The 17580-nt window shown below is 52.7% G+C and carries 16 protein-coding genes; 8 read left to right on the plus strand and 8 right to left on the minus strand.

The features are described from left to right. Positions 1-155: 155 nt before the first annotated feature. The 3 genes from Q4544_RS13230 to Q4544_RS13240 form a co-directional block, all read right to left on the minus strand. On the minus strand, positions 156-2060 hold the full coding sequence (locus Q4544_RS13230) for an elongation factor G (RefSeq protein ID WP_303506988.1): 1905 nt from the start codon (positions 2058-2060) through the stop codon (positions 156-158). Positions 2061-2235: 175 nt separating this feature from the next. Next, positions 2236-3330 carry a hypothetical protein gene (locus tag Q4544_RS13235; RefSeq protein ID WP_303506990.1) on the minus strand — a complete coding sequence of 365 codons (1095 nt, stop codon included), beginning with the start codon at positions 3328-3330 and terminating at the stop codon, positions 2236-2238. Positions 3331-3377: 47 nt separating this feature from the next. Further along, complete coding sequence (locus Q4544_RS13240; protein WP_303506992.1) at positions 3378-4379, minus strand: LacI family DNA-binding transcriptional regulator; 1002 nt, start codon at positions 4377-4379, stop codon at positions 3378-3380. Between the two features lie 177 nt (positions 4380-4556). Here Q4544_RS13240 and gap point away from each other — a divergent pair, with 177 nt between their 5' ends. Next, positions 4557-5558 (plus strand): type I glyceraldehyde-3-phosphate dehydrogenase, encoded by a 1002-nt coding sequence (gene gap / locus Q4544_RS13245; RefSeq protein ID WP_303506994.1) that lies wholly within the window; start codon positions 4557-4559, stop codon positions 5556-5558. A gap of 126 nt (positions 5559-5684) precedes the next feature. On the opposite strand, the gene Q4544_RS13250 is transcribed toward gap, so the two are convergent. After that, on the minus strand, positions 5685-5864 hold the full coding sequence (locus tag Q4544_RS13250; RefSeq protein WP_303506996.1) for a hypothetical protein: 180 nt from the start codon (positions 5862-5864) through the stop codon (positions 5685-5687). A gap of 171 nt (positions 5865-6035) precedes the next feature. Here Q4544_RS13250 and Q4544_RS13255 point away from each other — a divergent pair, with 171 nt between their 5' ends. Further along, on the plus strand, positions 6036-6545 hold the full coding sequence (locus tag Q4544_RS13255; protein ID WP_303506997.1) for a hypothetical protein: 510 nt from the start codon (positions 6036-6038) through the stop codon (positions 6543-6545). Here Q4544_RS13255 and Q4544_RS13260 read toward each other — a convergent pair. Continuing rightward, positions 6542-7177 (minus strand): ChrR family anti-sigma-E factor, encoded by a 636-nt coding sequence (locus tag Q4544_RS13260; RefSeq protein ID WP_303506999.1) that lies wholly within the window; start codon positions 7175-7177, stop codon positions 6542-6544. The two genes, Q4544_RS13255 and Q4544_RS13260, sit on opposite strands and share 4 nt — an antisense overlap. Then, the gene (locus Q4544_RS13265) at positions 7174-7824 is read right to left on the minus strand and encodes a sigma-70 family RNA polymerase sigma factor (protein WP_407063047.1); all 651 of its coding nucleotides are present in this window, start codon (positions 7822-7824) and stop codon (positions 7174-7176) included. The genes Q4544_RS13260 and Q4544_RS13265 overlap by 4 nt, the downstream gene beginning before the upstream one ends. Before the next feature lie 93 nt (positions 7825-7917). Here Q4544_RS13265 and Q4544_RS13270 point away from each other — a divergent pair, with 93 nt between their 5' ends. The 4 genes from Q4544_RS13270 to Q4544_RS13285 are packed head-to-tail and all read left to right on the plus strand — an operon-like array spanning position 7918 to position 11603. Then, positions 7918-9213: an NAD(P)/FAD-dependent oxidoreductase gene (locus Q4544_RS13270; protein WP_303507002.1), complete on the plus strand. Its 1296-nt coding sequence runs from the start codon at positions 7918-7920 to the stop codon at positions 9211-9213. Further along, entirely contained in the window at positions 9210-9956 is a 747-nt protein-coding gene (locus Q4544_RS13275) for a DUF1365 domain-containing protein (RefSeq protein WP_303507004.1), read from the plus strand. The genes Q4544_RS13270 and Q4544_RS13275 overlap by 4 nt, the downstream gene beginning before the upstream one ends. Beyond that, positions 9953-11110: a cyclopropane-fatty-acyl-phospholipid synthase family protein gene (locus tag Q4544_RS13280; protein ID WP_303507006.1), complete on the plus strand. Its 1158-nt coding sequence runs from the start codon at positions 9953-9955 to the stop codon at positions 11108-11110. Before Q4544_RS13275 ends, Q4544_RS13280 begins: the two co-directional genes overlap by 4 nt. Then, entirely contained in the window at positions 11103-11603 is a 501-nt protein-coding gene (locus tag Q4544_RS13285) for a DUF3833 domain-containing protein (protein WP_303507008.1), read from the plus strand. Before Q4544_RS13280 ends, Q4544_RS13285 begins: the two co-directional genes overlap by 8 nt. Before the next feature lie 140 nt (positions 11604-11743). Here Q4544_RS13285 and Q4544_RS13290 read toward each other — a convergent pair whose 3' ends face one another. After that, positions 11744-12799: a ParB N-terminal domain-containing protein gene (locus Q4544_RS13290; RefSeq protein ID WP_303507010.1), complete on the minus strand. Its 1056-nt coding sequence runs from the start codon at positions 12797-12799 to the stop codon at positions 11744-11746. After that, a complete protein-coding gene (locus Q4544_RS13295; protein ID WP_303507012.1) occupies positions 12799-14175 on the minus strand; it encodes an AAA family ATPase in 1377 nt (458 codons plus the stop codon). Before Q4544_RS13295 ends, Q4544_RS13290 begins: the two co-directional genes overlap by 1 nt. A gap of 581 nt (positions 14176-14756) precedes the next feature. On the opposite strand from Q4544_RS13295, the gene Q4544_RS13300 reads away from it, so the two are divergent. Next, positions 14757-16025: a replication initiation protein gene (locus Q4544_RS13300; RefSeq protein ID WP_303507014.1), complete on the plus strand. Its 1269-nt coding sequence runs from the start codon at positions 14757-14759 to the stop codon at positions 16023-16025. A 448-nt stretch (positions 16026-16473) separates the two neighbouring features. Then, entirely contained in the window at positions 16474-17433 is a 960-nt protein-coding gene (locus Q4544_RS13305) for a PleD family two-component system response regulator (protein ID WP_303507016.1), read from the plus strand. Positions 17434-17580: the final 147 nt, after the last annotated feature.

A 17580-nucleotide genomic window follows, 5' to 3' on the forward strand; every position in this document is an offset into this window, starting at 1 on the left:
AGTCCAAAAGCTGGCATCAAGCTGACAGATAGACTCATTCGAGGCCCTTTTAGAACAGGTTGACCCGACGATCAATCGGATAGGTCCATTTGCCGCGAAACGTAATGCCGCAGCGTACTTCGCCGATGTTTTAGGTAACGAGGACAAACCAAGAGTTAAGCGAAGGCCAAGCCTTTCTCATAGACCTCAGTATAATGATGAAACTTTGCATCAAACCACGCTGTACCACGTGTGGCCGAGGCAAGCGTGTTTCCAAGGGCATCATAGGATGCCGTCGGCAACATCGCTTCAAACACATCCCAACCAGCGGCAAATTCATGCCCTTCAAACCCTAGGATTTGCCCTTTCAACCCGCTGACGACAGGCACCAACCCACCCGAATAAACAGAAGGCACATGAATTCGGACTTTCATAATCGGCTGCAAGATCACGGTCCCTGCCAAGGCAACCGCCTCTCGTACGGCAGTCCGCCCCGCCATACGAAATGCAAAATCAGAGCTATCAACAGAATGGTGTTTTCCATCAACCAAAGTCACACCAACATCCACCACCGAATACCCATTGGGACCTTGCTCCAAAGCGTCAATCGCGCCCGCCTGAACAGACGGGATGTAGTTTTTCGGAACGGCTCCACCTTTGACAATATCGTCAAACAGAAACCCTTCCCCGCGATCTCGAGGACGAATGTCAATTTGCACATCGGCAAATTGCCCTGCCCCACCCGACTGCTTTCGGTGCCGATGGATATGTCGCACGGGCTTCACAATTGTCTCACGCAGGGCCGGCGGTACAACAGCCTCTTCCACGTTGATCCCAAAGCGTTCGCGTAACAGTCCCAAGATGCGTTTAAAGTGTTGCGGCCCTTGCGCTTCTAAAATTGCATGCCCGGAAAACGGATCAACACCAATCCGCAATGCCGGATCAATCTCGCGTAAGCGCTCCAAAGCGCCGGACAAACGCGCCTCATCCCTCTCATGCGATGGCGTCACAATGCGCCGGTAATTCGGCGTATGAGAGAGAGCCCAACCTGGCAAACTCAAAACAGCTTCGCTGGAAAAAGATTTTCCAAGAGACAGATGATCTGATTTCACCGCTATCCCAAGCCCTCCCTCTGGTACGCTGTCTTGACCTGACACAATATCAGTCAATCCACCCAAAACAGCGCTCGCCACGGGGTTTCCACCCCCAAGTGTTCCCTGCAACGCACGGACCACTATCATTTTACCTAGATGTTTCACTTGATCGGCCATCACGCCTGTGGCGATTGCCTTGCCGCCTTTGGACAAACGCGCACGTGCGCGCGCCACATCCGGTGCTTCGTGCCGCAACGACTTCATCAACCGAACCAGCCCGTTCTTGTGCTCTGCAGATCCCAACAACATCGGCACCAAATCATGATGCTGCACCGTTTGGGTCGCGACATTATATATGTCATCCGTTAGCGGTTTTCGGTCCTCGATCAATTGCTCTAACAGACTGTCATCGAAATCTGCCAACGTTTCTAACAACGCATTCCGCGCATCAGCCTCCCGGTCCAGCATGGTCAAAGGAATTTCAATCAAAGCCGAAGGCGCACCCTCATTATACTTCCAAGCACGCTCAGAAATCAGATCAACAGTGCCAACGATCTCACCCCTTTCACGCAACGGAATCTGACGAAGCAAAATGTGATGGCTACAATACGTCTGCAGTGCCGCGGCGATCTCGCTTATTCGGCTCATCGCCGAATCCACCCTGTTTACGAAGATGATGCTGGGGACATCTGATTCTTCGAGAAGGCGCATATAGGGTGCGGCGAGATCAGCCGCGTCTGCATCTGCCGACACGCAGAGGACCGCAGCATCGCTGGCGGCCACCGTGGGACCTGCGTGTGACAGATTCTCGGTGCCGCCATCCATGTCGATGACAGCCCAATCCTCATTCATGAACGAAAAAGGCAGGATCGTTCCAACGCCCTTTACAGTCACAGCTTTGCCGGGCTTACCGTCGATCGAAGCGACAGCAGCAGCAAGAGTCGTTTTGCCCGATTGTGACGGACCAATTATGGTGAAAACACGCACACCTTTCCCTCCCCGGCTATATCGTCGCCCGAAAGGATCGCAGCCATCGCGCCACGTCACTCACCTGTGAAAGTTCTGCCTCGGCAGTCTGCGCTCAACCCTTGCGTCGTTGCGAAAGAGGAGTCGCGTTTGTTGATTGTTGGTCAGGAATCTCAATCCGTCAAGCCTGCTGCACTCAAAGCCGTGCCGCCCAAAAGCGATACCGCTGTTGGCCCGTGACCTCTTTCAACAACCCACGATCCTGCAAAAGGTTCAGACTCCGGCGTGCTGACATGTTCGAGCTTTGCGCCATTCGCGCCGCCAATTCTGCCGAAAAAACCGGAAATCTCAACGCGGTATCAATCACACTGCGCGGTGTCTTACCGCTCAAATCACTGGTCACGCCTTGCGCTTTTTTCCGCCAGTTGACCAGGCGATCCATTTCCAACATGGCGGCCAATGCCCCCTGTTCCACGGTCGCATAAAATCGCCCCAAGGCCTCTGCCGGATCTTTGGCATGGGCGTAAATTTGCGGCATACCTTCAGGCAACGGCAGAAACGGTGCGCTGTCACCAGCCCCCAATAAACCCGCTGCTATCATCGGTTCAAGCGCCGCATCAATCGGTGTAATCTCTAACCGCCGCCATAAAAACAATCCGCACGCAGCGCGTGTCAGACGATGCAAATCACCGGCCTCTTGTATTTTTCGCCGCCACTCTTCACCCATTTCGTCCAATTCAGCGCCCATCGGCTGATCATCACCCAACAGTTCGCTCGCATCCCTTTGCTTTCGTCGCCCCAAAAACGCATGCAATCCTTCGTCTAAAACCCCGCCATGCCGCAGAGCAATCAACCGCCGCACTGCCCAAGAAGCACGCTCAAGATCGCGCGTCTGATCTTGTGAACTGGCCCGCAACGCGCGGAACAACGCGATATGTTCTGGATTCAACCAAACACCTTCAGCGCGCAACACCGCAGAAACCGTTTGCAGTGCAATCCGTTCCATTACATCCGGGGGCAAAGCGGCCATTCGCGCCCCAAACCGTGCAACAGCTTCAGCAGCAGATACCAACGCACGATATTGCGCCCGTTCGGCAATGTCCCAATTCAAAGCGCCCTGTAAATGGCTGCGATTGGCAAACAGCAAAGGGCTATCGCCGGGGGCAAAATCTTCGGGAGGGCCAGGTAAAAACCATAGCTCTTCTTCGGGTGTCTGCGGCGCATCATAAACAGATGGTGGCAGCACTCCGTCTTCGTAATCATCCAAGGGTTTCTCGGGGTCCGACGTCATGACCCAATCAGCCTACGCCGATTCCCGCGAAACGCGAAATCGAATATCTACAAAGATTTGCCCAGCGTCACACGCGATTGCATCTTCTCAAACACCCAACCGTCGTTTTGCGCCGCTTCACCTTGCAAGATGATCTCTGCAGCCCGCGTTCCAATTTCGCGCCGACACGCATCCGTTGTTGCCAGCTCCAGCGGCAGCCCCTCAAGAATCTGCAAGTTGTTAAAACCAGCCAATGCCACATCACCTGGAATAGAGAGGCCCTCGGCGAGGCAATGCATATAGCCTCCAACCGACATCACATCGCTAGAATAATAGATGCAATCCAAATGCGGCGTCCGCGCAAGCAACTTGGCCGTTAATGCGCGCCCATTCTGGATAGACGAGTCCCCTGCGTACAAGGTCTCATCCACCATGGTTACACCCTGCTCTGCCAACCCTACTTTAAATCCTTCAAGCCGTTTAAGCGCACGAAAGTCTTGCGGCATCTTGGTTCCGATAAAGCCGATCCGCTTATATCCCTGCGCCAATATCTGGTGCGCCATGTCTCGGCCCGCATCTAAATGCGAAATACCGACACAATGGCATACGGGATCACCGTCAGTATCCATGACCTCAACAACCGGACAATGCGCATTGCGCAGCATATTGCGTGTGGTTTCCGTGTGTTCCAAACCGGCGACAACCAAACCAGATGGCCGCCAACTTAGCATTTCACGGATAACACTTTCTTCTTCGTCAAGATCGTAACCCGATACTCCGACAACCGGCTTCAATGGGCTTTCTTTCAGAACCGCTGAAATCCCCGAAAGCACTTCAGGGAAAACGTAGCTATTCAACGATGGTACAACCACGGCCACCAAGTTCACCGATTGCGACGACAGACTGCCAGCAATGCGATTCGGTACATAACCCATCTCGCGCGCAGCTTCTTCTACTTTGCGCCGGGTCTTTTCCGAAACATCCGGCGCTCCGCGCAATGCACGGCTGGCCGTCATTTCACTGACACCCACAATTTCCGCAACATCTTTTAAGTTCAGCCGTTTGGTCATGCGCGCATCGTCATTGACCCGCAATCAAACTTCAACCCGCATTCCTAAGAACCGCCAAAAAACTTTACCTTCGCAAATCGGCTTGATTTTCGATATCGTTAGCGATAACGGTTTGCGCAACGTTATCGCTAACAGCCTTTGGCATCAGCGAAGTATTTACTAGATCGGAGATCCAGGATGACCCTGAACATCGCAATCAACGGTTTTGGCCGTATCGGGCGCAACGTATTGCGCGCAATCATCGAAAATGATGTGACCGACGTGAACGTCGTCGCAATCAACGATTTGGCTCCGGCAGAAACACTGGCACATTTGCTAGCCTTTGATTCCGTGCATGGCCGCCTAAAAGCAGACGTCGTTGTCGACGGTGACCGCATCAAAGTTGGTAACCAAGACATCAAACTGACAGCGATCCGCAATCCAGAAGAACTTCCTTGGGAAGGCGTCGACATCGCGTACGAATGCACCGGCATTTTCACAACGCATGAGACAGCCTCCAAGCATCTGAAAAACGGCTCCAAACGTGTTTTGATCTCTGCACCCGGTAAAGAAGTTGATCGCACGGTTGTTTTCGGTGTGAACCATCAAGAGCTAACAGCGAACGACATCATCGTTTCCAACGCATCTTGCACCACGAACTGCTTGGCACCTGTCGCCCAAGTGCTGGACACAGCATTTGGCATCAAAACGGGCTATATGACCACGATCCACGCCTACACTGGCGATCAGCCTACACACGATGCTGCACACAAAGACCTGTATCGCGCGCGGGCAGCCGCGGTTTCCATGATCCCAACATCGACTGGCGCGGCTCGTGCGATTTCCGAAGTTCTGCCACACCTAAAAGGCCGTTTGGAAGGCTCCGCAATCCGCGTTCCAACAGCAAACGTCTCTTTGGTTGATCTGACTTTCGTTCCGGAAAAAGAAACATCTGTCGAAGCGGTCAACGCAGCGATCAAAGAAGCATCCGAAGGCGCGCTGAAAGGTGTTCTCGCGTACGAAGATCGCCCACTGGTTTCCATCGACTTCAACCACGACCCACACTCCTCTACCTTCGCGGCACCACAGACATCTGTGACATCCGAAGGCCTGGTACGTGTGGTCAGCTGGTACGATAACGAATGGGGCTTCTCTAACCGCATGATCGACACAGGCCGCGCAATGGCTGCGTTCTTATAATTAGTCGTTAGAAATACTGTTCAAAAGCCCGCAGCAAGCGCTGCGGGTTTTTTTGTGGCCAAACACAGACTGGGGCTTTGCCCCAGACCCCAAGGTATTTGGATCAAGCAAAAACGGCAGGCAGACTTAGTCTTTCTTGTTCCGCGCCGCTTTTTCTTCTTTGGTCAGCTTCATATTCCAAGTGTTTTTACTAATGCCCATATCGGCAGGCATTGGCTTGGTCTTTCCCTTTTTCACAATTCCACCTTTGTTCAGGAACTCTTGGATCAGGGCATCATCGGTTGTTTCTTTAGGCACTTGCTTCATCGAAAGTCTCTTTCAGATAGGTCGAGCCGTCACACGCACTCTTACGTGCTAATCTGATCTTACTGGAATGACACGGAAAGAACACCGAAAGCTTTTAGGCATGTGACGTTTTGTGCGTTGACCTCAGATCGCACATGCCACAAACATACGTTACCGTATGGAGTTAAGATAATGTTCAACGTTGCCCCCTGCCCCATTCCCAACACCACATTTTTAGAAGATCTAACGCATCGCGAGGGCAATTATACAGATTGTTTTGTTACGGCTATTTCAGAGGACGTTTCGATCAGCGAATTTATTAGTGCATTCTTTGGCTCTCCAGTCCTACGACTTGAGCGGCGCTTATTGGCTCTGATATCAGCAAGATCCACCGCAGCAGATGTTGCCGCCGTCGCCAATGGCACCGCCAACAAAATCGCGCTTTGGACCGTTGATCAGCGTGACGAAACCCAGATCATTTTAAAGGCTGCAAGCGGAGGCATCCGAACTTGGATGATGGTATCCAGAACATCCGAAGAGACCACACGCCTCTATTTCGGGTCTGCCTTAGTTCCCGAAGCATCCGAAAATGGAGAGATTAAACTCCGCTTCTCAACCCGCGCTCTCATGGGATTCCACAAACTCTATTCCCGTATCGTGCTCTGGTCTGCCAAAACACAATTACACAGAATGCGGCGCTAGATGCGGAACAGCGGCTGAAACAGCCGTGGCATCCAAGAGTTGAATCGCAAAGGCGCACTGGTGGCGGCAAGACAAATACAAACCTCGCCATGTTCTGCCATTGGTGCGTGATCCACATCATCGTCCGCGATCTCTAGATCGCCCACCCCAAAGCGCCCACTCTCGTCACTGAACGCACCTTGCAATACCAAGGTCAGCTCTAGCCCATCATGACTATGATCTGGCACCGCTTGCCCCCCGGGAATGTACAACAACCGAACGGATCCTTTTCCGGACGACTGCAAAATCTGCTGCCGCACACCAAAGCCCAAGGATTTCCACTGTGGCGGTTTGCCCTTCAACGCAGCCATCACGGGGCCGGGAAACACTCCAGACCGCGCATAGACCGGCGCTTCTTTTACCTCGGTATCCAATCCGGAAAGCACGCGATCTTTCAAATCGCCAGACACCGCCTGCCCGCCTGTGCCCTCTAATAAAACACCGCCCGCGCATTCATGCGCAGCCATACGCGCCCGGCATTCGTCACACATCGAAATATGTGTCGCCACCACCAGCGCATAGGGTTCGGCCAGATTGCCTGCCGCATAGGCCACCATCAGCGGCTCTGATATATGATGCGAAATCGCCGTCATGCGTTTCTCAATTCCTTAAGCTCATGGCGAAGCTTTTCCAGCCCCAACCGTATACGTGATTTGATGGTTCCCAGCGGCAAGCCCGTCTCTGCTTGAATCTCGCTATGGGACAACTCACCCAAATACGCCTTTTCAACCATTTCGCGCTGTCCCGGCTTCAATCCTGCCAAGGCCGCACGCAACGTTTCTGTTTCTTGTTCAAGCGCCACAATTTGGCTGGCGTCTTCCGTCAGATCAGCCTCTTGCGTTAGCTCTTCGGGCATCACCCGATTTTCGCGACGCAACACATCAATCTGACGATTCCGCGCGATCTGATAAATCCAACTGCTGACTTGGGCGCGATGCGGATCAAACTGCGCGGCCTTTCGCCAAACCGTTAGCATCACCTCTTGAACGATGTCCTCGGCCTGCGCGCTCGGCACACCAGTCCGCATCACAAATCCCTTTAATCGCGGCGCGTAAAAATCAAACAACTGACCAAAGGCCACGCGATCACGCTTGGCCTGCACGGCCATCATCCAACGCGTTTGGTCCGAATAGTCCAGCTGGTCTTTTTCTTCCACACGATCCCATTTTCTACAGGCCGCAGATCCCACCACAGCGGTGGTCTGGCGCGTCTCACGAAGGGGTTGTTCTAAGTTCAGCATACTATGTCTACGCAGCCCGCCAAGCTTTGGATCATTTTTTTGATCCGATTTCGGATTTTTGCCGTAAAATCAATAAAGACAGCAGGAGAACACATGTCCTTTGACGCCCCACCCGCCCCCTCCAAACGCATTGCGATTATTGGCGGCGGTATATCCGGGATGGCCACGGCCTATCTTTTGGCAGGCCAGCATAATGTCACTCTATTCGAAGCGGCCCCTCAACTTGGTGGCCACGCCCGTACAGTGATGGCAGGCAAACATGGTAATCAACCGGTCGATACCGGGTTTATCGTGTTTAACTATGTGAATTACCCTCACCTCACCCGCATGTTCCGAGACCTAGATGTACCGGTTGTCAAAAGCGACATGAGCTTTGGGGCCACCATCGACAACGGCGCAGTCGAATACGGCCTGCGTGATTTCGCAGCTTTGATCGGACAAAAGCGCAACCTGTTGCGCCCCTCTTTCTTTCGCATGGTTAATGACATCATGCGGTTTAACAAAGGGGCCGAAAGCCGTGCAGATTCTGACGCGACAACAATTGGCGAGCTGGTCACTGACATGCAGCTCGGTGAATGGTTTCGACGCTACTACCTGATGCCAATCTGCGGCGCGATCTGGTCCACCCCACCCGAAGAGATCAACAGCTTCCCTGCTCGATCACTCGTTCGCTTCTTTCGCAACCACGCCTTGCTTAGCGCAACCGGCCAACATCAATGGTGGACCGTCAAAGGTGGCAGCATCGAATATGTCCGCCGACTAACCCAACGCCTGACCATCCAAGGCGTTACATTGCGCACAGGCACGCCCGTGTCAGCCGTTCATCGCACCGCAAATGGCGTCGCGATCCAAGCACCCAATTGCGCGACAGAGCATTTTGACGAGGTCGTCTTTGCCAGCCACTCTGATGACAGCCTGCGCATGATCAGCAATCCAACCGCACAAGAAACCGCGGCATTATCCGCCCTGCGGTATCAAGACAACCACATGGTTCTACACGCCGACCCAACGCAAATGCCCCAGCGACGCGCGTGCTGGTCCAGCTGGGTCTACAAAGCAGATGCCATTGATGACCGATCCGAAATCGGCGTGACCTATTGGATGAACCGGCTCCAAAACATCCGCGAAGACGATCCGCTATTTGTCACCCTAAATCCCGCAAAACCCCCTAAACAGAGTCTAATTTACGACGAAAAAACCTTTCGCCATCCGGTCTTTGATCGCCCTGCCCTACGCGCCCAATCTGCAATTGCCTCCATCCAAGGGCACAATAACACGTGGTTCGCCGGCGCCTATCTGCGCCATGGGTTCCACGAAGACGGCTTTGCCAGCGCCGTCCGTGTCGCCAAGGCCTTAAATGAAACCCCGTATCAGATTGCCGCCGCATGACCCGCCCACAACACATCCCTGCGTGCACGACGCATACGCGTGGCGGCGACCTAAAGCGTAGCTTTACCTATTCCGTGGACTATGTCCTGATCGACCCTAAATCGATAGAAAACCCACTCTTGTTCTCCCGCAACCGCTTCAACTTGACCTCGGTCCACGACAAGCACCACGGCGGCCCCAGAGGCGATGGGCGCGGCGTAGATTGGGCACAGGATGTTTTCACACAGGCAGGCCTGCCAAACGCTGAAATACTGCTCCTGACGCAACCACGCTTCCTTGGCTATATCTTCAACCCCATCAGCTTCTGGTTGGCATTCGAGGGCGCTCACCTCAAAGCCGCCATTGCAGAGGTTAACAATACCTTCGGCGACCGCCACAGCTATCTATGCCACCGGCCAAATTTCGAGCCTATTACACCAGGAAACACGATTTCTGCCCAAAAACAAATGCACGTATCTCCCTTTCAAGAGATAAATGGAATTTACTTGTTTAATTTCAATATCTTAAATGAAAAACTGCACATCAAAATCCAGATGGAAAATGGAACAGAGACGCTCTTTGCAAATCTCACCGGTCCACGCCTCCCGCTTACAAACCGCGCCATTTTATGGGCAGCCTTACGCCGCCCATTTGGTCCATTACGCACAATCGTACTAATCTATTGGCAGGCCTTGCGCCTCAAACTCCACGGCGCACGCTACCGCACACGCCCGACCCCGCCAGAAAAGGAGATCTCAGGATGACTGTTCTAACCAATGCGGTGAAATCCGAATTCCTAGAATGCTGTAACCAAATCACCATTGGCCGCCTGCATCTCCGCACACCTGATGGGGAAACCTACGATTTCGGATCTTCTGGCCCACAAGCGGATATGCATATCAGCGACTGGTCCGTCGTCACAGCCATGGCCGCGCGCGGCGATGTAGGTATGGGGGAAACCTATGTAGCGGGACTTTGGGAAACCTCATCTATCGAAAACCTTATCACAGTCGCGCTGCGAAACCTCAACACCTTCACCAACTTCGCAAACCCGAGCCGGTTGAACCAACTCAAGTTCCTGATCATAGATCGCATACTGCGCATCAATTCAGTCCGTGGCGCATCTAAGAACATCCAATCGCATTACGACGTTGGAAACGAATTTTACCAGCTATGGCTCGACCCATCGATGACCTATTCTTCCGCGCTTTTCGCTGGAACAGAGACTGATTTAGAGCGCGGCCAGCTCAAGAAATATGATCGTGTCCTCAATCGGCTGTCTTCAGGTGAACGCGTGCTAGAGGTCGGTTGCGGTTGGGGTGGCTTCGCCGAACGCGCAGCAGATCAAGGCCGCCACGTGACCGGCCTCACCATCTCTCCCAGCCAAAAAGGTTACGCCGAGGCCCGCCTCGACGATCGTGCTGACATCCAACTCTTAGATTACCGCAAATCAACCGGGCTGTTTGATAACATCGTCTCAATCGAAATGATCGAAGCCGTCGGCGAACGTTACTGGCCCAGCTATTTCTCCACACTCAAATCGCGACTAGCCGAAGGCGGCCGCGCTGTTGTACAGGCGATCACCGTCCAAGATTCCTACTTCGATCTTTATCGCAAAGGATCGGACTATATCCGCCAATACACCTTTCCTGGTGGCATGTTATTGTCAGATGCCGTGATTTCAGACCAAGCACGACAAGCAGGCCTAACCGTCAAAGACAACTTCGCCTTTGGCCAAGATTACGCCCAAACCTGCCGCATCTGGGCCGAACGAATTCGCAGCGAAACCGCCAAAATCCACGAGCTCGGCTACGGCCAAGCCTTCTTGCGCAATTGGCTATTCTACCTAGAAATCTGCGCCGCATCTTTTGCGGTTGGTCATACAGACGTTGTCCAAGTGGAACTCGCACATGCTTAAACGTATTGGGTTCAAAGGACAAAACCCTAGCGAATACGCAGGAACCGAACCGCCGCTAAACATTTGCGAACACCTGTCTGGCGAGATGATTTCCGAAGGCATCATTTTTGGCCCTATGGGCCGAATAGTGTCTAGATTTGTCGCTGACATGGACGGTTCTTGGGACGGTGGGCAAGGCATTCTGAAAGAAGACTTTGCCTTTGCCAGCGGCGGCATTCAGCAGCGCGAGTGGCACCTGACACTTGGCAAAGATGGTCAGTTTTCGGGCACCGCAGATGACATCATTGGAAAGATGCATGGCCTATCCGTTGGCGCGACAACACGGATGACTTATCGCCTAAAGCTCGCGCCAGATGCTGGTGGGCATGTTCTGAATGTCGTGGATTGGATGTACTTGATGGAAAACGGGACGATCCTAAATCGTTCTCAGATGCGTAAGTTTGGGATCAAAGTGGCAGAGCTTGTCGCCACCATCCGCCCTAAACACGGCTAATCAGGAAATGTCGCGCGGACTGCTCTTCTGTTTTTACAACAAATACTTGGAATTCTAACGCACATTATTGTGCAATAATTTTCCCTGGTAAGGGCTCACAAAGCAAAGGGAGGTTTCGCGGCGAAACCTCCCTTTGTGTTTTAAGACAGGATTTTCTGAATTTGCTCCAGAATAATCTTAGCCGTTTCGGTGTCGACCTCGCGGCCCTTCAGATCAATCTTAAACCCCTGCGGCGACATCTGTGCCTGAAGCAGGCCACCACCGTTAAGTTTAATCACCGGAGTCTTCGTCACCTCGGCTGGACGTCCACCGCGCGCCGGATCCTTCTCCGTTAGCTCACGCGAATTCAGCACAGCTTCCAATGCTTTGACCTCTTGTGCCGCAACGCGAAAATCTTGACCGCTGATTGCTGCCCGAAGCTCGCTCTGCGCGCCGTCACGCAAAGCAGTTGCCAAACGAAGACCCAAGCGTTCGGTCATATCAATCGGATGTTGGAGCAAGTCGCCCAGCCCCTCGTGCACCGCAGCGAAACTGCGCACTTTGGATCGTTTGGATTTAGACCCATGTTCAAACAAGCAATTCACGGCGTCATCAACAGATTCAAACACGCCGTTTTGTGTGGCCAGAACCGTGATCCGTCCACGCTCGTAATGGCTTAGGTTCGCGCGAACTTCGTTTTCTTCGACCATATTCTGATAGGCCGCAGCGCTATCTTTTGGCTTACGAATAAACGCCGGTATCGTCGCGAAACTCGGATCTTTGATGGCCAACATTCGAAATGCCAGCAAACGCCGGTGCCCAGCAATAAGACCATATCCGTCATCAATTTTCATGACCTCAATTGGCGTCCGTAACCCGTGTGCTTGGATAGATGCCAAAAGTTCGGCGCGGGATTCCGGGCTATCTAGTATTCGATCACGACGCAGATAGTCGTTCTGAATCTCATCCGTTGGAATGGCATAGGCCACCCGCCCTGCACCGTCCGCCTCGCGCCATTTTTCCGCGTCTGCAGAATCTTTGGCCGCTTCGACACGGTCAGCAACATTGCTCATGCCCGAAAGGGCAGCCGCCTCGCCCGCGACCTGGGCGATGGGCGGTGTCATAGATTGACCTAACGGAGGTTTCGCGGCGAAACCTTCGTCTAGTTTTTCAAGTTCACTTTGATCAGGGGCGACCAGACGTCTGCGTCGTGCCATCACTCATCCTCCATTTGCGTATCGCGCCACCAACTGCCGATCAGAAGCTCTTTGAATTCCGCATAGGTGCGGTCAAAGGTTTCACGGCCCCGAACGTAGGTGTCGCGGTTAAAGTCCCGATAATCCGCTTCGTAGATGCCATTCACCTGCTCACCAGCTTGGCCGACAAGTGCGGTGTAATCCTGCCGATATGCATTCATGAAATCGCCAAAGTAGGCCTGAATCACATTTGCCATATCGGTTTGTTGGCTGGCATCAAAACGGGTGACGATCGCCCTGACTACATCCCATTCAAACTTAAGCTCTGGTAAACCGGCCGCCCGTGCGGCCGCGTTTTCACCGTCTTCGATGCTGGCGAATGTAGAGTAGAGCATGTCAAAGAAACGACCCGTGGAGTCAAATTCCAAGAACGAGGCACCTAGCGGAACCAACAGAATGTCAGCGGCGGCTAAACCGTTAATGGTTAGGTAACCAAGGGCAGGGGGGGTATCGAGGAAGACGATGTCGTAGTCATCCAAAACGCCCTCGTCGTTCAGGAAGTTTGTTAGACCATCCCAAAGCGGCCAATTGCGTAGACCCATGCGCCAAACGGGAATTTGGAATTCCGCCCAATACAAATTGAGCTGCGCACCGATTAGATCAATGTTGGGCCAGTGGGTTTTCTGAATGACGTCTTTGGAGGTGACGTTCAGCGATTCCTTTAGCGTTTCGTCCAACGGGATTTCCGCCTGACCACCAGCAGCGCGAACTTCGTTTTCGGCAACGACGGCTTTGGCGTAATCCTTGGCAATCAAGGGAAAGACCGTGGACCATTCATCAGGAACTTTGCCGCCCAGAATGGAGGTCATGGAGCCTTGGGAATCCAGATCAATCACCAGCACTTTGTAACCGTCCAAAGCCGCAGACATAGCAAGGTGAGCGGCGGTTGAGGTTTTACCAACACCGCCTTTGAAATTCGCGACAGCGACGACTTTGGCTGGGACGTCTTTGGGACGGTAGGGCAGGTATTCCTTTGTGCTGACACCTTCGTTGGCGAAATGGTTTCGCAGCGAAAGCACCTCTTCGAGGGTGAACCACTTCGATCCACCGGATCCTTCGCCCTGAGGTAATTCAGGGTGGGCTTTTAGTACGCGCCGTAAATGTGCGGGGGCGACGGGGATCAGGTATTTGGTGATCTCCCATGTCGAGAACTTGCGGAGTCGCTTTTCACCATCTGGAGCGTAACCCCTACGAGCCATGTCTTCGCGGCCTTTTCCGCAGAATGCGGCGGCTTTCGCGAATCGTGTGGTGTCGATAGGGTCGGGGAGCTTCTTGGCTGCTGCCTCTGGATCTAGGTTCAGATAGGGGGGCAGGGGAGGTGTGGGAGCTTTGCTCACTTTCGTTGCCTCATGTTATGTACGCCTGTTTTGAGGATATGCCTTAGAGTAGCGCACATATTGTTAATGAACCAGCATCGCGTCAGCATAGTTCGGTAAATTCTGGGATTTAGCTGGAGGTTTCGCGGCGAAACCTATGTTGATAATCAAAATAGCACCCAACAAAGAGTTTAATTCCTTTTAGGACTTTAAAGAATTTGCGGCTGAGAATTGATTTGTTATCAATAGGTTAGATGTGTTTGGGAACCTGAAATCAGGACGAAGGGTATCCGATTCCGGGATGTAAGGAACCTAAATACGGGATCAATGGTACCCAAATGCAGGATAAGGGGACCCGATTCGCGGGAGTGCTAAATATGGGGGTATTTGGCCGACCTGAGGGTACATATGCCCCGATTTTCGACCTGAAAGCGGCTGTAGCGACTCGGTGAGTCTACGAATTGTTAAGTGATTCGAGACAATCCATTAGAGAAGAGTCAATGGGTACCCGTTTGCGGGATGGATAAAAGAACCTAGGAATTTCTTGAGCGTGGGTACCTTTTGTGCAAGAGATATGAGTCACGAACGAGCGGCACAGAATCATGGCAACGACCGAAATAGATATGGATAGTTTGACTGGTGCGCTACGGCGCGAGACGGTCAAAAAGAACGTGGCTGCGATCCATATCAGCGGCAAGCTATCGCTTTTGCAACGCAAGCTTTCCAATGTGCTGCTGCTGAATGCTTATGACTCTTTAACCTCGGCGCAAAGCCATTCTATTGACGCGCGCACCTTGGCGATGATGGTCGGCTACAACTCCAATGACTTTGATACGCTGCGCGGTAGCTTGCGAGCCTTGGCTGAGACCGTCGCTGAGTGGGATATGTTGGATGAGGATGGTAAACAGGAATGGGGCGTCAGTTCTTTGTTGTCATTTGCCAAGCTAAAGAATGGCGTCTGTGAATATGCTTATTCGCCGGCATTGGCGCAGAAATTGCATGACCCGAAAATCTATGCGCTGATCAATGTGCATATTCAGCGCAATTTTAGCTCTGGTCATGGGCTGGCGTTGTATGAAAATTGCTATCGCTTTGTGCGGACCGGTAGCACCGGTTGGTTGAGCCTGGACACCTTTCGCAAGCTGATGGGAGTTGAGGGGTCGAGCTATTATGAGAGTTTCAAACATCTGAATGCCAAGATCATCAAACCAGCGGTGGCCGAAGTGAATAAAAGCTCGGATATCGAGATCACGCCTGAGTTCCAGAAAAAGGGCAGGGCGGTCACGGATATTCGGTTTTTGATCAAAGAGAACCCGCAGCTTGCGATGTTCCAGATTGATGACAGTGACGGCACGCGAAACCTGCCCGTCTATAAAGCGCTGCTTGCGCAGGGGGTTTCGGACCGGTTAGCGCGTCAATGGATTGCGGAACATGGGCCGGAATATGTGAGCGAAAAGCTGTCTTATATGTCGGGGCAAGATAGCGTTAAGTCAAAGATCGGGTATTTGACGGCGGCCATTCGGGATGATTACCGGCCTACCGCCGAAGAACCGGTCGCGCCTGTTTCTGATGAGGCACGACGGCTTGCCGAAGAACGCGCGCGTAAAAAGGCCGCTGAAGAGGCGGATGTGGGCGCGCGTCGTGCAGCGAAGGCCGAGCGCGGGCGCAAGTTTGCGATTGTTGCGGATATGGTGAGCAGCCGAAATCCGACGCAGCGGGATGCAGACAAGCGGTTGTTTATGGCGAGCTTGCCGGACGATCTGGCCCGTGAAGAGTTTCGTGCGCATGGTTGGAACTCTGCCCTAAACGCCAGTGCGATCTTTGCATTTTGGGAAGAGCTGGTTCCTGGACTGTTTGAAATGGATGCCTAAGCCGGCAATTTCTACTGTTTCCAATATTGGGACGATGCGTGGCTGAACTGGCGACAACATATCTGTGAGACTGAGTCGGCGGAGATAAAAGCAATCAAAGGGTGTATGATTGTAACGAGCGATTATTGTAGGTTTTGCACAGCCTACTCAACCTTAGATTTTATTAAATTAAACTTTTGAGTAAAATCTGATGCGATCTTAAGTTGTTGATTTTATTAAATTTAACATTTTTCAAAAGTGTTTTCGGTTAATGCTGGGTTAACGTTTGCATTATTTGCTTCACTCAATCCAAAAGATCGCCCAATTTGCGCCACAATTGTCCTAATAATCTGAACAATACCAACTGAGCATATTCCCTTTCGGGCCAAATCTATTAACCGAGCTGGAACTAAATGGGTGCAGAAGCGCCTTTAAGCCACCCCCGGGTGGTAAGCGACTGGAGAAGAAGATGAAGATCCTTGCCGTCGACGATGACGAACTAATCCGCGAAATTCTGTCCGCGACCCTTGAGGCGCATGGGTATACAGATGTGACCCTTGCCGAGAGCGGTGAAGACGCATTGCAGAAGATCGCCGCGTCCCCGACGCCGTTTGACGGGTTTATGTTCGACATTCAGATGCCAGGTATGGACGGGACCGAGCTGTGCCAGCACGTGCGTCAGATGGAGCATTATAAGAACTCGCCTGTCATTATGATTACGGCGATGAACAACAAAGAATATGTCGACCGTGCCTTTATGGCGGGTGCGACGGACTATGTGACCAAACCTTTTGATACGACTGAATTGATGACCCGGATCCGTCTGGCTGATCGTCTTCAGGCGGAAGCACGCAAAGCTGCGGCGGCTCAGGCTGCAGCTCCGGCGGCGGCAGCAGCGCCTAAGCCTGCGTTTAAAGAACCGGTCACGGTGAAAGATGTACGTGGCGTTGTTAAGAGCGCTGCTTTGGATAACTACGTGATGCTGATGCTAGAGCAGAAGCAATTCGCAATGGGTGCCTTTGCGATCCGTATTCCGGAATTGGCGGCGGTTCATGCCGGTTCTGACATTGAAGAGTTCACATATGTCGTCACAGATGTGGCCGAGGTGATTTCGGATGTGTTGGTCGGCGCGCAGGCGTTCTTGTCTTATATCGGTGGCGGGATTTTCGTTTGCGTTGGAGCAAAGAACAAGTTGCCGTCAGCGGACAGCATGCAGGACGAATTCGTCATGATGCTGAACGATCCTGACTTGGTTTACTGTGAAGAAGTCGCGACGGGCTTCTCCGCACAGATCGGCGATATTGCGGCACCTAAGCTGTTTGAGAAACGTGGCGATTTACGCTTCTTGGATCGGGCGGTTGAGAAGCTGAACGAAGTTGGTGGTGGTGCTGCACGATCAAGCGGCGGCCGCGCAGCATTCGCAGCGTAATGATTTGCTGAACGCAATTGGGGCGCCATGGCGCCTCTTTTGTATTCCTGATCAGCGCCTTAGTCCTCGTGTCCTAAGCGCACCAGTGTTGGGAAATCGGCTGTAAACCATGGATTTTGTTAACCATTCTTTAAACTCTTCGGCTGT

It is taken from the genome of Cognatishimia sp. 1_MG-2023 (genome assembly GCF_030548175.1).
GTDB lineage: Bacteria > Pseudomonadota > Alphaproteobacteria > Rhodobacterales > Rhodobacteraceae > Cognatishimia.